Annotated in this window: 14 protein-coding genes; 6 read left to right on the top strand and 8 right to left on the bottom strand. The window is 49.1% G+C overall.

What is annotated here, in order from left to right; genetic code table 11:
- Positions 1 to 107: 107 nt before the first annotated feature.
- The 4 genes from ACEPST_RS06515 to ACEPST_RS06500 all read right to left on the bottom strand — a co-directional run bounded on the left by ACEPST_RS06515 (position 108) and on the right by ACEPST_RS06500 (position 4,460).
- Positions 108 to 1,433, bottom strand: coding sequence for a signal transduction protein (locus ACEPST_RS06515; RefSeq protein ID WP_204121662.1), 1,326 nt, complete (start codon positions 1,431 to 1,433; stop codon positions 108 to 110).
- Positions 1,434 to 1,437: 4 nt separating this feature from the next.
- Positions 1,438 to 2,703: a GHKL domain-containing protein gene (locus tag ACEPST_RS06510; protein WP_204121715.1), complete on the bottom strand. Its 1,266-nt coding sequence runs from the start codon at positions 2,701 to 2,703 to the stop codon at positions 1,438 to 1,440.
- A gap of 64 nt (positions 2,704 to 2,767) precedes the next feature.
- A complete protein-coding gene (locus ACEPST_RS06505; RefSeq protein ID WP_395390581.1) occupies positions 2,768 to 3,532 on the bottom strand; it encodes a response regulator transcription factor in 765 nt (254 codons plus the stop codon).
- Between the two features lie 499 nt (positions 3,533 to 4,031).
- Positions 4,032 to 4,460 (bottom strand): hypothetical protein, encoded by a 429-nt coding sequence (locus ACEPST_RS06500; RefSeq protein ID WP_204121660.1) that lies wholly within the window; start codon positions 4,458 to 4,460, stop codon positions 4,032 to 4,034.
- Positions 4,461 to 5,184: 724 nt separating this feature from the next.
- On the opposite strand from ACEPST_RS06500, the gene greA reads away from it, so the two are divergent.
- Entirely contained in the window at positions 5,185 to 5,670 is a 486-nt protein-coding gene (gene greA, locus ACEPST_RS06495; protein WP_204121659.1) for a transcription elongation factor GreA, read from the top strand.
- Between the two features lie 299 nt (positions 5,671 to 5,969).
- Here the strand turns inward: greA and ACEPST_RS06490 are convergent, their stop codons facing one another.
- On the bottom strand, positions 5,970 to 6,644 hold the full coding sequence (locus tag ACEPST_RS06490) for a matrixin family metalloprotease (protein WP_204121658.1): 675 nt from the start codon (positions 6,642 to 6,644) through the stop codon (positions 5,970 to 5,972).
- A gap of 174 nt (positions 6,645 to 6,818) precedes the next feature.
- The gene (locus ACEPST_RS06485) at positions 6,819 to 9,203 is read right to left on the bottom strand and encodes a phosphoketolase (RefSeq protein WP_204121657.1); all 2,385 of its coding nucleotides are present in this window, start codon (positions 9,201 to 9,203) and stop codon (positions 6,819 to 6,821) included.
- 317 nt (positions 9,204 to 9,520) lie between these two features.
- Between ACEPST_RS06485 and ACEPST_RS06480 the strand changes: the two genes are divergently transcribed.
- On the top strand, positions 9,521 to 10,342 hold the full coding sequence (locus ACEPST_RS06480) for a DUF2785 domain-containing protein (protein ID WP_204121656.1): 822 nt from the start codon (positions 9,521 to 9,523) through the stop codon (positions 10,340 to 10,342).
- A 396-nt stretch (positions 10,343 to 10,738) separates the two neighbouring features.
- Here ACEPST_RS06480 and ACEPST_RS06475 read toward each other — a convergent pair whose 3' ends face one another.
- The gene (locus ACEPST_RS06475) at positions 10,739 to 11,464 is read right to left on the bottom strand and encodes a GntR family transcriptional regulator (protein ID WP_125765250.1); all 726 of its coding nucleotides are present in this window, start codon (positions 11,462 to 11,464) and stop codon (positions 10,739 to 10,741) included.
- Between the two features lie 185 nt (positions 11,465 to 11,649).
- On the opposite strand from ACEPST_RS06475, the gene ACEPST_RS06470 reads away from it, so the two are divergent.
- The 3 genes from ACEPST_RS06470 (at position 11,650) to ACEPST_RS06460 (ending at position 13,622) form a co-directional block, all read left to right on the top strand.
- Positions 11,650 to 12,153, top strand: a complete 504-nt coding sequence (locus ACEPST_RS06470; RefSeq protein WP_203639945.1) for an aminoacyl-tRNA deacylase — start codon at positions 11,650 to 11,652, stop codon at positions 12,151 to 12,153.
- Positions 12,154 to 12,156: 3 nt separating this feature from the next.
- The gene (locus ACEPST_RS06465; RefSeq protein WP_204121655.1) at positions 12,157 to 12,960 is read left to right on the top strand and encodes a hypothetical protein; all 804 of its coding nucleotides are present in this window, start codon (positions 12,157 to 12,159) and stop codon (positions 12,958 to 12,960) included.
- 146 nt (positions 12,961 to 13,106) lie between these two features.
- On the top strand, positions 13,107 to 13,622 hold the full coding sequence (locus ACEPST_RS06460; RefSeq protein WP_204121654.1) for a hypothetical protein: 516 nt from the start codon (positions 13,107 to 13,109) through the stop codon (positions 13,620 to 13,622).
- A gap of 38 nt (positions 13,623 to 13,660) precedes the next feature.
- On the opposite strand, the gene ACEPST_RS06455 is transcribed toward ACEPST_RS06460, so the two are convergent.
- Positions 13,661 to 14,122, bottom strand: a complete 462-nt coding sequence (locus ACEPST_RS06455) for an NUDIX hydrolase (RefSeq protein ID WP_204121653.1) — start codon at positions 14,120 to 14,122, stop codon at positions 13,661 to 13,663.
- Between the two features lie 271 nt (positions 14,123 to 14,393).
- Here ACEPST_RS06455 and ACEPST_RS06450 point away from each other — a divergent pair, with 271 nt between their 5' ends.
- Positions 14,394 to 14,582, top strand: a complete 189-nt coding sequence (locus ACEPST_RS06450; protein ID WP_203639935.1) for a helix-turn-helix transcriptional regulator — start codon at positions 14,394 to 14,396, stop codon at positions 14,580 to 14,582.

Below are 14,582 nucleotides of genomic sequence, written 5' to 3'. Positions count from 1 at the left end.
GTAGAAATGCAAGCGTTTTCAGGCAATTAGTTTATTCGAACGAAACCATTCTGTAAACGATTTTGCATGCTGACTTTGTGAATACTCCAAGGCCCCGGTTACTTCGCCTAGTCCTTCGGTAGGGCCACACTTAATTGGCCCCAATGAAGTTTCATCTGCAAAGTCAGTACTGCTTTCGCCGGCAACAACTTGTGGGCATTAGAAAAATCTAATACTCCTTTATCAGCAGTAATTCGGGTATGCCCATCCAGTTGGGCCTCTCCTGGCACTGGGAAGGTCAACGACCAGCGAAGTTCCTTTGCCGTTTCCTTCAGCTCGAACGTCACGATGGCTGGCTGAAGCTGCCCCAAAACGGGTAAAATCGGTGGCAAGGCTGCATCCACGATTCGTCCCATATCTTTTAGCGTCGTCACGGTCGCCGTGAGTGGTTCGGGCACCTTGACGAAGAGCTGGACCCCCTGCTGCTGCGCTAATAAATAATTATGATAAAGCTGATACCGAAGCGCCGCACTCGGCACGTTAGCCAGGTCCTCAATCGTCAGATCCGCGGCATTGCTGGTTTCCCAGCCCGATCGAATATCAATGTACAGCTGCCGAAAACCATCGTAATCCTGATCCGCGAGGTAGCCACCCAGCCCCAGCAACATGTTTTGGTAGTCATGATTAAATTTACGGACGGCTCCCATTTGGCGGTTCAATTCCGTGGTGTACTGCTCCCGAAATTTTCGTTGATCGGTTTGAAACCGCGTGTGCTCCGTTTGTAGGTGGGTCTGCATCAACATGTACGTGCTCAATGATAAACCAATCACCAGGGTCCCCGCGATGCCGCCCAGAAAGACCAGGTAGGGTTCCGAGTCCTGCAGCGATTGTAAGGAATACTCGAATAGAATGTAAACCACGCCCAGCACCGACATGAAGGCTAGAAATAGATACTCCATTGAGCGTCCCAAGATATCCTGAATCAAATTTTCCATTGGCGCTCTCGTCAGCCACAGGCTGGACCCAATCACGGCAAAAATAATATTATTAATGACCAGTTCGGTCAAGGTTCCCCAGAAACTGGCGGCAGCCGTCGTCCCCGCCAGCGCGATTGCGGCAGCAATGATCATCATGTCAATGAACTCAATCAACAGGTAGGCCAGCATGGTCACGTCGATAAACGCCGGCAGGTACTGCCATTGGTGGCGGAAACCCATCACGGCAAATTCAAATCCTAACAACAAAATCACGGGTAACGCACCGAGGAGTGTGCTGTGGGCCGTGAAGGGATTTAGCAGGTCAACCGCCGTGTAAGCCGCCGCAATCAGCGCGCAGTACAACGACGTATGCTTCATCGGCAACAATTGCGGAAACCAGTAGTATTGAAAGAGCACGAACCAGAAACTCATCGAATAGTCCGCCAACCCCAGGCTCAATTGACTCACCGTAATCACATGCTCACCTCCCCGGCTTCGTTAAAATTAGCGTCAGATACAGCATGCCGCGTTTCAAAGCAATCTGTAGGGCCGCATTGGGCGTCTCATCAACGATTTCTCGAACCGTGTTCAGGCCCTGACCATGACCTTCACCCTTGGTCGTGTACCCCGCTGTCATAAATTCATTAATCTTCGGCGGCTTCGTGGTCGAAACGGGATTGGCCACCGCTAGCTCAACGGAATCGGGATAATCCAGCACGGCACAGTAAATAGCCGACTGCTCGTCAACTGAGCCGGCTTCAATGGCATTGTCTAGTAGGATACCCATTACCCGCAACAGCATCACACTGTCCATCGGTAGGCTACGAATGGCGGTCGGCACCTCCAGCCGTAGTGATAACCCCTGATTCTGTGCAGCCAATATTTTCTGAAAAAGCAGACTCTTTAAGGCGGGGTCGTTGAGTCGCTGCAACCCCTCCTCTTCGATACCTGCCAAATGGCTGGTCGCCTGCCAGCGAGAATTCAACGTTTGATAATAGGCCGTTAACCCTTGGTAATCCTCAGCGTCGAGGTAGTCGCCCAACCGCAACATCTGCTTTTGATAAATCTGTTTGAACTCGCGGATGGCCCGGACTTGATTGGAAATCCGGCGGTCATAACGCGTACGCAACAACGTTTCCTGGTATAAGGCTCGGACCCGTTGCCGGTGGAAAAAGCTTTGCAGGAAGAAAAACAGACTGGTACTGATCAACAGAATCATCACCAGTTCCACGCTTAACGCAAACGTCATCATCGCGTGAGTAATTGCCAGCCGGTGAATGATGGTTGACGACAATTGGGCCAGAACGCCCAGGCTGATTAGCAAGGACATGACCGTCACCTGTTCTTTACGATTAAAGGCCAGTCGTTCTAGATTCCCCGGTTGCAGGCGCATCCCCGTCACGGCAATCGAAAACAAACTGTAGATAACCAATTGAAAAATGAGGCGACAGGCAATCACCAGCATCGTCTGGCTCGTAGCAAAGCCAAACAATTCAATTGTGACGGCCCGCACCACGTCGTTTACCAGAACAACGACTAAGTAAATCACGATGGTCGCGTTGACAAAGATTACCGTCATTCGCGGCCGATGGTGCATTAAGTAGAGGAGCGCGCTTAATGGCGGCAGAATCAGGGCCCAGGACTCGCCAATGACCGCGGGAATCAGGCCCCACCCCAACCACTTGAGGGGCAGTTTCCAGTTTTGCGGCCGAATGACCCCAATCCAGAGCGTGATGAACCATTGCATGGTCACGGCCAACACTAAGTTTATCCAAAAATGTGTGTCAAAGACGTGCACACTCGTCACCCTTTCAAGCCTTCAGATGTTTCTGCACCAGCGTTTTGACCTCATGGAAGCGCCGGGTCGCTACGTCCGTTCGGTCTCCATTAGGAAAAAGCAATTGCCGATTAACCTCATCGATGCCGCTTACGTTAGCCAGGTTCACCAGAAAGCTCTTGTCCGTCCGATAAAGCTCCGGGTACTGATCCGCAATATCCTTCAAAAAGCCTGGAAACTCAACCAGTTGGCTGGCGGCGTGAACCGTGACCTTATGCGGCGTCTCCGCGGTCGCCACGAAGTAGACGTCCCCCATCGGTAGGCTAAAATTCCGGCCACCAATCGTGTAGCTAAACAGATTTTCCGTATTGCTTAAATAATTGGTATAGCGCTCATATCCGTAATCGATATTTTCCCGCAACTTCTGGTCAATTTGCTCGCGTCCGAGGTCCTTCACGATGAAGTCCATCGGCTCCACCTTCCGTTCAAACGTTAACAAAGCCATTTCCGAGTGGGTCGTCACGAAGACGATTTCAGCAAATCCCAGCTGCTTTCGAATGGCGATGGCGGTCTCTAACCCCGACATTTGTTCAGCGGGAAACTCAATATCCAAGAAGAACAGCGCGTACTCTGGTGGGTCAATCGTCAACTGATGCAATAACTCTGCCGGGCTCGCTGTTGCACAGACGACCTGCATATCGTAATCATTGATCATGATGTAACGCTGAACCACATCCGTATAATGTTTCAACTGCTCCGGATTATCTTCACAAAGATAAACGGCCAACACAATTATCACACCCTTTCAACTAATTTGATACAATACTTATTACTCATTAATGTACCTTGAAATTGACTTGTTTGCAATCGTTTTGCGACACCTTCCAGGCATAAAAAAGAACCACCAGTCCTGGTAGCCCTCTTCTAAGTGGATTATTTAATTCCAGTCGGCAAATTAGCACTCCCCCAAGCTCTAACTACTCGTGTCCCTTAGGCCTCCGATAACCACTACTTACTCTTCAGCACATTGGTCAAATCTTCAAAACGCCATTAACCTAAGTGACAACTCATTCTGACGCACTGTCAGGCCGACAATATCTGATTAGATAACCAGTGGATGCCCCTCAATCATGTTAACCCGTTATTCACGTATACTTTAACCGATTGACTGGCAAAATCAGTTGCCGTAAAACTGACCTCTTCCAACTGTTACTACTTTAACATGAAACCCATCAATAAAGGGTGAAGTCGCAAAAACGTCATTTAACGCACGTTAAAGCTTGAAAAAATCACACAATTTAATTGTGCCGTAGTGAATAAGTGATAAATCCCCCTAAAATCAGTGGGCTCGTGAAGGCGAGCACGATGTCCAGCAGGACTAGCCAGTACCATTTCAGCGTTGTCTTCGGGGCCGCCTGAAGCCGTGGGGCGCGCGCTGGCTTGGCCATTTTCTCATAGACGGAGGCCGTGTCATCACTGGCCTTTTTCAATCCCCGCTTCCGCCGCCGACGAATCGTGGGGGCCTTCACATCCCGGTTGTCTTCGAGGATGACCCACTTGGCGAAGGCAAAGCACAATAGGCAGACCAGGAAGTACCAGTCGGCAATCGATAGCCCCGGTATCAGGCGCCACTGCGCATAGTTGAGGTGACCGAGTAGCATAAAGATCAGGGTAAAAATCAGACCGATTCCGGTTTGTTTGACCCAATACTGTACGGATAATTTCATGAGGTGACTCCTTTTCTTTTTCCACATCGTTCGTTAAAATGGAACTGCGGTTGGCTGGTTGGCAATGATTAGACCACGTCGCTCCCGACGGCGGGCTCAGGGTGCCCTGCTATGGGGCCGGTTCCAGACTGAGGAACGGTCTTCCACCTCAACTTTGAGCCTGAAAACCGGTCTCAAAGGTTGTCCCGTGGGCTAACCTGAGAAAATCACTCAGCTAAGTCCACCGACACAGCTGGGCACCCTGGCCCGCCTCTGGTCGCTAAGATTGGCCAACTATTGCCAACTGACTTAACCATGTTCCATTTTACTATTTGTGTTCTCGACTAACTGATCGTACTCATTGATTCGCTTCACAGGAAATTGCACTAATTAAGCAGACAAGCCCCGTCGAACACGATTCATTGACAAGCTAAACCAGTCTCAGATACCAGCCTGGGAAAACTGGGCCCAACTAGGTCGTTGTTAGTGACCAGAGGCAGATCAAAGTGACCGGCTGTGTCGGTGGTCTTGGCTGGGACGCGTTTCCCCAGCCTAGCCCACGGGGCGACTTTTGAGACCGCTCTTTGGCTCAAAATCGAGGTGGAAGACCGCCTTTCAGTCTGGAACCGACCCCATAGCCGGGCACTTTGAATCTGCCGTCGGAAACGAAAACCACCGCGGCCAGACCAAGTTTTCACCAGACCGGCGGCGCACAATAAATAAATATGTAAATTGAGGTGATACGATGGCAGGAGACTTTAACCCCATCACAGCAGCCGGCTACCAGGAGCTGCAAACAAAAATCGCGGCCCTCGAAGCCGACCGTCCCGAAAAAATTGCGATTCTAGCCGAGGCCCGGGCGCACGGAGACCTTTCAGAAAACGCGGAATACTCCGCCGCTAAACGAGACCTACGCCACCTAGAAAGTCAGTTACGGTTCTTCAACAAGCAGCTCCAGTATGCCAAGGTCGTCAACCCCGCCGCTAATGACCGGGTCGAGCTCGGCAAGTGGGTCACCGTGACTTTTATGGACGACGATGACCAGGCCGTTTACCAACTGGTTGGCACCCAGGAAGCTGACCTCGAGGCGGGAAAAATCACCCGGGTATCGCCGCTGGGCAAGGCCCTGCTGGGACATCATCCCGGCGAAACGGTCACGATTCAGGCCCCCAACGCCAGTTACGACGTGCAAATCGTTGCCGTCGACCTTGAGCGTCCCTCATCCCATTAGTAGTATACCATGTTAAACGCACCGATTCGGTAGCTGCTTGCTACTGGTCGGTGTGCTTTTTTGTCTTGTAAACGACTAATACCCCCAGTTACTCGACCGATAACCATAAAAAATAAGCCTTCCCTCTAACTTTGACAGGTTAGGGAAGACTCGCTCCATGAGTCACTCTTGATCAGTTACCGTTGTCTCAACGGCTAGCTTTCACAGACTAGGTCCGTGTTTAACAGACATGGGCCTTTTCTGATGGCTATAGTCTACCCTATTCACCCAAGGTTTACCAACAAATACCCCGCCTTTTTTTACTGATAAATCAGCTTCAAGCTCTTCAAGTCCCCGCGTGATAACCGGGTTTGACCGTGGGCAATGGGATACATCACCGACTTGCGCGACTTACTGTGGTCTAAGCCCAACGCGTGCCCCAGTTCATGAACGGCCACGGCATCCGTATAGGCCGCTGCGTAATCGCCGTTTAGGCTAGCTTCCGCATGATTTTCGCTGTCGGTACCCCAGCCATCATTCGTCTGAATAATCTCGGGACCCCCGTGACCCAGCTCCACCGTTGCGGCCTGTTTGGCCATCTTTTTGTGATACACAGAAAAGGTAATCTGGTTATGACCAGCGCCCGACCAGCCTGAATTTTCAACTAAATGCACGATCCCCGTCTGATTATAGACCTGGACGGCATCAGCAAAAACTTGTTTGCCGTCCGCCGGTAGCTGGTCACTAAACCGGTAATAATACGTTTTCGACAGCCCTACGCCCTGCACGATATCCACGATAGGCGTGGCGTCCTTAGGCACCTTCACGGATGCCGCGTGCGTAATCGTTGGGTCCTGTGGTGATCCAAAGGCGCTGCCACCCCGAATCTGATCGATGGCGGCGGTTAATTGTGGTAACCGCCCACTCCGATACCCAAACCCGATTAACAATAACCCCACTAATATACCTAATACTAAAACCCGACCTCGACGCATACCGTCGTCCCCTATCCGCTTCCATTTTGGCCACGGACCATGATTCCCTACCGTGACCAGTTATGCCATTAACCAGTTATACCACACTACTTTCTGGAATCATAGCGTCTCAACAAAAAAGGCACCCACCCAGTCCAAATGGACCAGGTAGGTGCCTCATCAAACAATTTTAAATTACTTCAGTGGCTTCCATTGCCAGTTGTTAACTTCTGGCAAGTCAGTCCCGACCTCACGGATGTAAGCCGTGTGCTTAGCAACCATGTCGTCCATGCGTTGGATAAAGTAGGCGCCCTTAACAGCGTATGCTTCAATGTCGCTGACGGCTTCCTTGGCCAAGTCATAACGGTCCAATTGATTCAAGACCCGCATGTCAAATGGTGTCGTAATGTCACCATTTTCACGGTAACCATGAACGTGAACGTTGTGGTTGTGACGGTCGAAGAAGAGATCCTTGATCAAGCCTTCAAAGCCATGGAAGGCAAAGATAACGGGCTTGTCAGTCGTGAACAGACGGTCGAATTCTTCGTCAGAAATCCCCCGTGGGTCCAGCTTAGGTGAACGCAACTTCAAAAGATCAACCACGTTAATGAAGCGGATCTTCATTTCAGGGAATTCGTCGTGCAACAATGAAATTGCGGCTAATGATTCCCAAGTTGGTTCAGTCCCAGCAGCAGCGAAGACAATGTCAGGTTCTTGACCTTGATCAGTTGAAGCCCAGTCAACGTAGCCTAAACCATTGTTAACCAAGTTCGTGGCTTCATCAATGGAGAACCATTGTGGACGTGGGTGCTTAGACGTCACAATAAGGTTAATCTTGTTGCGACTCTGGAAGGCCACGTTACCAACAGCCAACAAGGTGTTGGCATCGGCTGGCAGGTATTCACGGATAAATTCAGGCTTCTTTTCAGCCAAGTGGGTCAGCATACCTGGATCTTGGTGGGTGTACCCGTTGTGGTCTTGCTGGAAGACAGTCGAGGTGTCAACGAAGTTCAATGATGGGTAATCATTGCGCCAGTCTTGTTCAACGGCCTTGCGTAACCACTTCATGTGTTGCGTCAACATAGAGTCAACGACCCGACCGAAGGATTCGTAGGTCGCGAAGAAACCATGACGACCAGTCAAAACGTAACCTTCCAACCAACCTTCAGCTTGGTGTTCGGAAAGTTGTGAATCAATGATCCGGCCTTCGTGGGCCATGTTTTCATCGTTTGGTTCATGAATGTCTTCCATCCATTGACGCTTCCCGTAATCCAGGGCAGCGTACAACCGGTTGGACTTCGTTTCATCAGGACCAAAGCCCCGGAAGTTATTCGGGTTCAACTTCATGACGTCAGCCAGATAATCTGACCAAACTAACATGTCTTGCGCAATCGTCTTACCGCGTTTAGTGGTGTCAACGGCGTACTTCTTGTAGTCAGGGAGCTTCAAAGGTTCTGGCTTGATCCCACCATTGGTGATTGGGTTCATGGCCATCCGTTGTTCGCCCTTAGGCGCCATGTCACGGATTTCTTGCTTAACGGAACCGTCTTCGTTGAAGAGTTCCTCTGGCTTGTAAGACTTCAACCAGTTGACCAACATGTCGGCGTGTTCCATGTCACCAGCGGCAACAGGAATTGGCACTTGGTGGGCACGGAAGGAGCCTTCGATTGGGTTACCATCTAAGTCGGCCTTAGGACCAGTCCAGCCCTTAGGGGAACGGAAGATGATCATTGGCCAGTTAGGCAATGAATCGTCGTTGTTTTCACGAGCATGCTTTTGGATAGCCTTGATCTTGCCAATGACCGTATCCATAGTCTTAGCCATGTCTTCGTGAACCCGCGTGAAGTCTTTTTCATTTTCGTCAATTTCAACAAAGTGTGGATCCCAGCCCATACCTTCGAAGTACTTGGTTAAGTCTTCGTCGGACATCCGTGACAGGATAGTTGGGTTAGAAATCTTGAACCCGTTCATGTTGATGATTGGTAATACTGCACCATCTTTGATTGGGTTAATAAACTTGTCTGAGAACCATGAAGTGGCCAATGGACCAGTTTCAGCTTCACCATCACCGATTTCAACGGCGGCAATGACGTCTGGGTTGTCGAGGATAGCCCCGGTCCCATGAGAAAGGCTGTAACCGAGTTCCCCACCTTCATGGATAGAACCTGGTGTCTCAGGAGCAGCGTGAGAAGCCACACCACCTGGGAAGGAGAATTGCTTGAATAAACGCTTCAATCCAGCTTCGTCTTGAGAAATGTTTGGATAAATTTCACTGTAACTACCATCAAGATATGAGTTAGAAACCATCACTTGGCCACCGTGACCTGAACCTTCAATATAGAACATGTTCAAGTCATACTTTAAAATAGCCCGGTTTAAGTGAGCATAGATAAAGTTTTGAGAAACAATCGTCCCCCAGTGACCAATTGGTTTAATCTTTACATCGTCAGAGGTTAAATCACGCTTCAATAATGGGTTGTCACGCAAAAATAACTGACCAACTGACAGGTAATTTGCTGCACGCCAATACTTGTCAACGCCTTCCAAGTAGGACTTGGAATCGAAGTCTGCATTTGCCATGTAATTAACACTCCTTCTGTGAATTCGTAACGACATCGTTATCTAATGGTTAGAAAACGCGTAAAATTTATCTCGTAATGACTACCGGGATGCTTTTTACAGCCTCTATCATAGGCTGATTTTTATAAAAGTCAACCTTTTTGACAATTGGACCGTATCAATTTAGGCAAAACGTGAACCAAAGTTATGGAAACGGCACACCCATTTCTTTCAATCCCTGCGGTGAACCTCAAATTTTCTGCTCTAAGCTATGTATCTTTTAATACCCACTGTCTCCATAATCAGCGTATACTCTGGAAAAACAGGAGGCAATTGGTATGGCAGATTTCTCAATTAACTTACGACAACTGGTCGACGCACCCAAATTGAGCTTTACGGACGACCAGGTACAACTGCTGTTGGCACACGTCGGTGATTTGGATCCCACGATTCGTGATGACACGGTCTTTACCCTCTTTGCCCGTGGTTTTGATGAAGATACCTTCACCCACAACCAACGTCAAGCTATCGCTAATTACCTGCTGACCAAGCGGGGGCTCTTCACCGCCATCGACCAGCCAGCCAACGATGCTGTCTTTCAACGCACGTTCACAGCCCTGTTGACTGCAGTGGTCTTAGACAGCGACGCCCAGCATACCTGGCTAACAGCTGCCGAAAAGACACAATTTTTCAACGATGCCTTGACCTACCTCGTTCGCGAACACGACCAACGTGGCTGGGTACCTAAGAAGGGCTGGGCCCACGGTGTCGCTCACGGCGCCGACCTGCTGCGATATGCCTGGCAACATCCCCAGTTTCCTTTGGACCAAGCATCAACGGCACTGGCAGTCATTGCAACGGTATTTGCGCGCCAAACGACGCCATTTCAGTTCGACGAGGAGCCTCGCCTGGCGATGCCATTGATTCAGGCATGGCGAGTCGCCCATCTGACTACGGCCCAACTCAACGACTGGCTAATCACTACCGACCAGCGTTTGTGGATCAATTTTTCATTTGACCGCGGTCCTGCCGCACGGTTGCACAATTGGTTAATTTTCCTCCACCACCTATACTTCTTGCTGCCGGGAGAATCCACCATTCACCAAACAATTACAGCATTAAGTCAGCACTATTACCAGGTGAATGGCTACGTGAACTAAAAAGGTGCCGACACTGTCTGATTAATCAGATAGTATCGACACCTTTGGGGTTATTTGAACGGTAAATCACTCATGACAAAATAAAAAGTCCAAGACATCTTGTCTCAGACTTATGGCAAAAATATATTAACTTTACTGCTAGTACCCACCAAGCACACCGTCGCCTACGGTCTAAACTAGTGTTAGCCGCAGGGCTGGTGAAAATGGCTCAGCCGTGGGAATTACCTTGATGGCGCTAGCCATTTAGGTAATTGGTATCTTTGAGACTCGTTTCTCAGAGGCGCAAAGTAAGCCTAAAGACCGCCCTTTGGCTTTAGGCGTCCGCCCACCGTGTCCCGGCCATTTTTCACCAGCCCGGAGGCGAAACCATAACCCTAGTTTAACCCATAGCGAACGTTATTCTTCATCTAGGGAAACAAAGGTGTTATAGTTCAAATACTGATAGTGTAACCGCATGTTGGACACTTCAAACGGTGTCCCGTCATCCAGGAAGAAGATGCCTTCCATGATACCCACGGGTTCCACCGGCTTCAGCTGCAATAACTCTTGATCTTCCGCCGTTGATGGCTGCGCCTGGATTGACATGAAGGACTTGGTCACAACCTTGTCCTGGCTTTCCAGGTAATTAAAGATGGAGTCTGACACCGTTGCCTGCGTCAGGTTCGGCGCAATTTTAATTGGAATGTAGCCCGTTTCAATCATGAACGGTTTGTCGTCAAACAGCCGTAGCCGCTTGATTTCGTAAACGAAGTCACCCTCCTCGAGGAACAGGTCCTGTTGGATTTCCTTACTGGCCGGAACCACGTTAAAATTGAGCAACCGAATGCCCGGTGTGTTCCCCGCTGATTTCATACTGTCAGTAATTCCTAAATTTGACCCCTCATATTGAAAAATTGTTTGGTTTTTCATATATAATGGGTTAATGAAGGTTCCCGAACCGCGCTTTTTAAAAATCAATCCCTGGTTCGCCAGAATACTGAGTGCTCGCTTCACCGAGCTACGGCTCACACCGTAAGCTTCGCTGAGGCTCCGCTCGTCCGGCAACCGTTTATTGGGAAATTCATTTTGATGGATACGATGTTTTAAGTCCCGCATCACTTGTCGATAGACTAAATCTGCCATGATATCTCCTCATAACTCTTCAACTAGACGTCACTGTACGCTGAGCGCAACCGCTCAACAGGTATTCTCTTTGATAGAGTATAACAGGTTTTGGTGGCGGTGTCTTCTTTTATAGAAAAACAACCGGTCCATTTATTTTTAAAGTGCGGTCCAATTTATTAATAAAATTTTGAAAGGTGAGTCCCATGTCCAAAAAGAAAAAAGGTAAACGCCTGCATAAGACGTTAGTTGAACAGATTCTAGATAAGAACAAAGTCGCCTACAAACAATTCGAGTTTGCGACCCACACCCAGGGCGACGTCGCCCAATTAGACGTCGATCACGAGGACGTTGACGAGCATCACATCTACAAAACGCTGGTGTTGAGCGGCCCCACGACTGGTCCAGTGGTCGGTGTGCTTCCCATCGATGAACACCTAGATGAAAAAAAGTTAGCTAAGGCTTCTGGCAACAAGAAGGTCGACATGGTGCCGCTGAAGGACTTGGTCAAGACGACCGGGTACGAACACGGGGCCAACACCCCGGTTGGGATTTGGGAAAAGAACCACTTCCCAATTTATTTCGACAACACCGCCCAGGAACAAGGGCAAATTCTCGTTTCTTCCGGTCAGATTGGTCGGTCGGTTGAAGTTGATGCCACGGCGCTCGCCACGCTGGTTCACGGCACGTTCACCGACTTGCTGGAGTAAGCGATGAATACGGACCTGGTCCTCATTTTCAAGAACTTGGGGATCGTCGGCCTGGATCTACTGGTGATTCCCTTTATCTTTGTCACGCTGTTAACGTTTCTAAACCGTAATACCAAGGCCTTTTTGGCCAATGGGTTTGGCGTAAACAGTGAACTGTATTTGGGGTTCATCGGTATTTTCTTTCATGAACTCAGCCATTTGGTAACGGCCGTGGTGTTCGGACATCGAATCGATAAGGTCCGGCTGCTCAAACGGCCGCATCCCAATCGCCGAGGCGCAGACGGCCAACCCGACCTGGCGTTGGGCTACGTCAATCACACTTGGAATCAGCGTAATTGGTACCAGGTCACCGGTAATTTATTTATTGGGATTGCCCCCATCTTCGGCTGCGCGGCAGTCTTGTTGGGCTTGACGGCTCTTCTGATTCCCAGCTGGTTTCAGGGCATGTTAACCTTGATTGCCGACCCGTTCAACCTGGACTGGTCGGGCTTTCTGGGCGCCCTAGGTGGCGACAATCATCCCTGGATTCGGTGGACCATCATGGTGTTGTTATCACTCAACCTGAGCATCGGTGGCTTTGATTTAAGTGCCGCCGACTTCGCGAACTCCCGGATTGGCTTGATTGGCTTCGTGACCATCATCGTGATTCTAACGGTGGGCCTCACTCTGCTAAACGTGGCCAGTGGCTTTCTCACGTTTTTGACCGGTGCCATCATCTTGTTGGCCCTGGTGTTGGGCTACGCGCTGTTGATTTCATTGCTGACCAACTTGCTGGTTCGTTTGGCCTTACAAATTAAAGATCATTAGGAAACCGTGGTCGTCTTGACCACGGTTTTTTCGTGTTTCTTGGGAATTCCCAGGGGTATTCTGCATTTGTATCGTTTTCTCAAACAGTCTATGGTGATGATAACTAATTGGGTGTCCGGTTAGTGTAATTTGAAAAGAGGCTTACATTGAGTATGAAAATTAAGAAAATAATTCCCTTCGTCGTGGCCTTACTGGCTCTAGTGACCTGTGCCGGCGTCAGTACGACAACGGCAGCGGCTAAGACTCGGTCTGTGCCAAACGCACTCCGTGGCAAATGGTATATGGATGGCAATGAAGGGCAGTTTGCCGAACAGATAACGCTAACCGCTAAGACCTTTAGATGGGCTTCAGTCAAGAATGAACCCCACACCAACTTAGCGACCTGGCAATATTCTACGAACATGGGGACCAACAACCGCCAACTCAAATTGGCAACCAAAATCAAAAACAATCAGACCTTCACCCTCAAACGCTATAAAAAGATCAAGGGTGCCTGGACATTTAAGTTTAAGGTCAGTCACCACACACGAAAAATTACATTATACCGTGGTAAGTATCGGAAACAGGTACTGTTAAAACGTCATCCTTTCTATATGAATACGTCATTCCGTCCGATGACTAAGTCCCTCATCAAAGAGGAAGTCCGCTTATTCAATCTGTAAAATTAACTTTAGTACCTTCACACTTCGTTGATTTTCGACTAATCCATCCAAGGAATATTCCCAGAAAAGTAGTTCCGCAATCCCTGCTCATGTTGCGCGTTTAACAACGGCGGCAAATTATCCTGGGCAAAATAGCCTAGCTTCTGGGTTTCCCTACTGTCGGTCTTTAATTGCCCAGCTACCAGCGACACCCGAAAGACGATGATCACAGCCTGAGCCACGTCACCATTGGGATAGCGTTGAATTTGATTGCTCGACACCCCCAGCAGCCCCGTCACTGCCACGGTCAGGCCGGTTTCCTCACGAAATTCACGGACACAGGCGGCGCTGGCCGACTCGCCAAACTCCAAGGCGCCGCCTGGTAATCCCCAACGGTTAAAGTCTGTACGCTTTTGTAACAGAACGTGGTCGTGACGGTCGACTAAGATACCGCCTGCAAAGGTCAAAATAATTGGCTTGTGACCCACCTGATGACGAATGGCTTGAATGTAATCGGGCATTTAAAAACTTCTTTCTGATTTAATCGTTTTTAATTATTAAACTATAATTATAGAATGATGTCAATTCTCTAATTATCAAATCTGTGTTAATAGTCTAAAAGCGCTAACTACCAGCAATTACGGTAGTTAGCGCTTTTATTTCTTTCAGTCAATACGAACTTTACCCGTGTAGTGATTGCACCTTAAAAAGTCATTTATATTTGACATTTCATCACCGTCTTTGTATCCTAAAGGTGTCATATATATCTGACATTTCAAAGGAGGTGCCCGCGTGAATCGGGTCAAAGACTATCGTAAGCAAGCTGGCTTAACGCAATTTGAATTGGCCCAAAAAGTTGCGGTTGCCCGCCAAACCATTAATCTAGTCGAAAATGATAAGTATAATCCATCACTCGATCTGTGCTTACGGCTCGCCAAGGCCCTCCACACGGATCTCAATCACTTATTCTGGGAGGCATAA

Origin of the sequence: Levilactobacillus sp. FUA 3915 (assembly GCF_044053135.1) — a bacterium.
In the GTDB taxonomy this organism is placed as follows: domain Bacteria; phylum Bacillota; class Bacilli; order Lactobacillales; family Lactobacillaceae; genus Levilactobacillus; species Levilactobacillus lanxiensis.
This window is presented reverse-complemented; position numbering and strand designations above follow the sequence as displayed.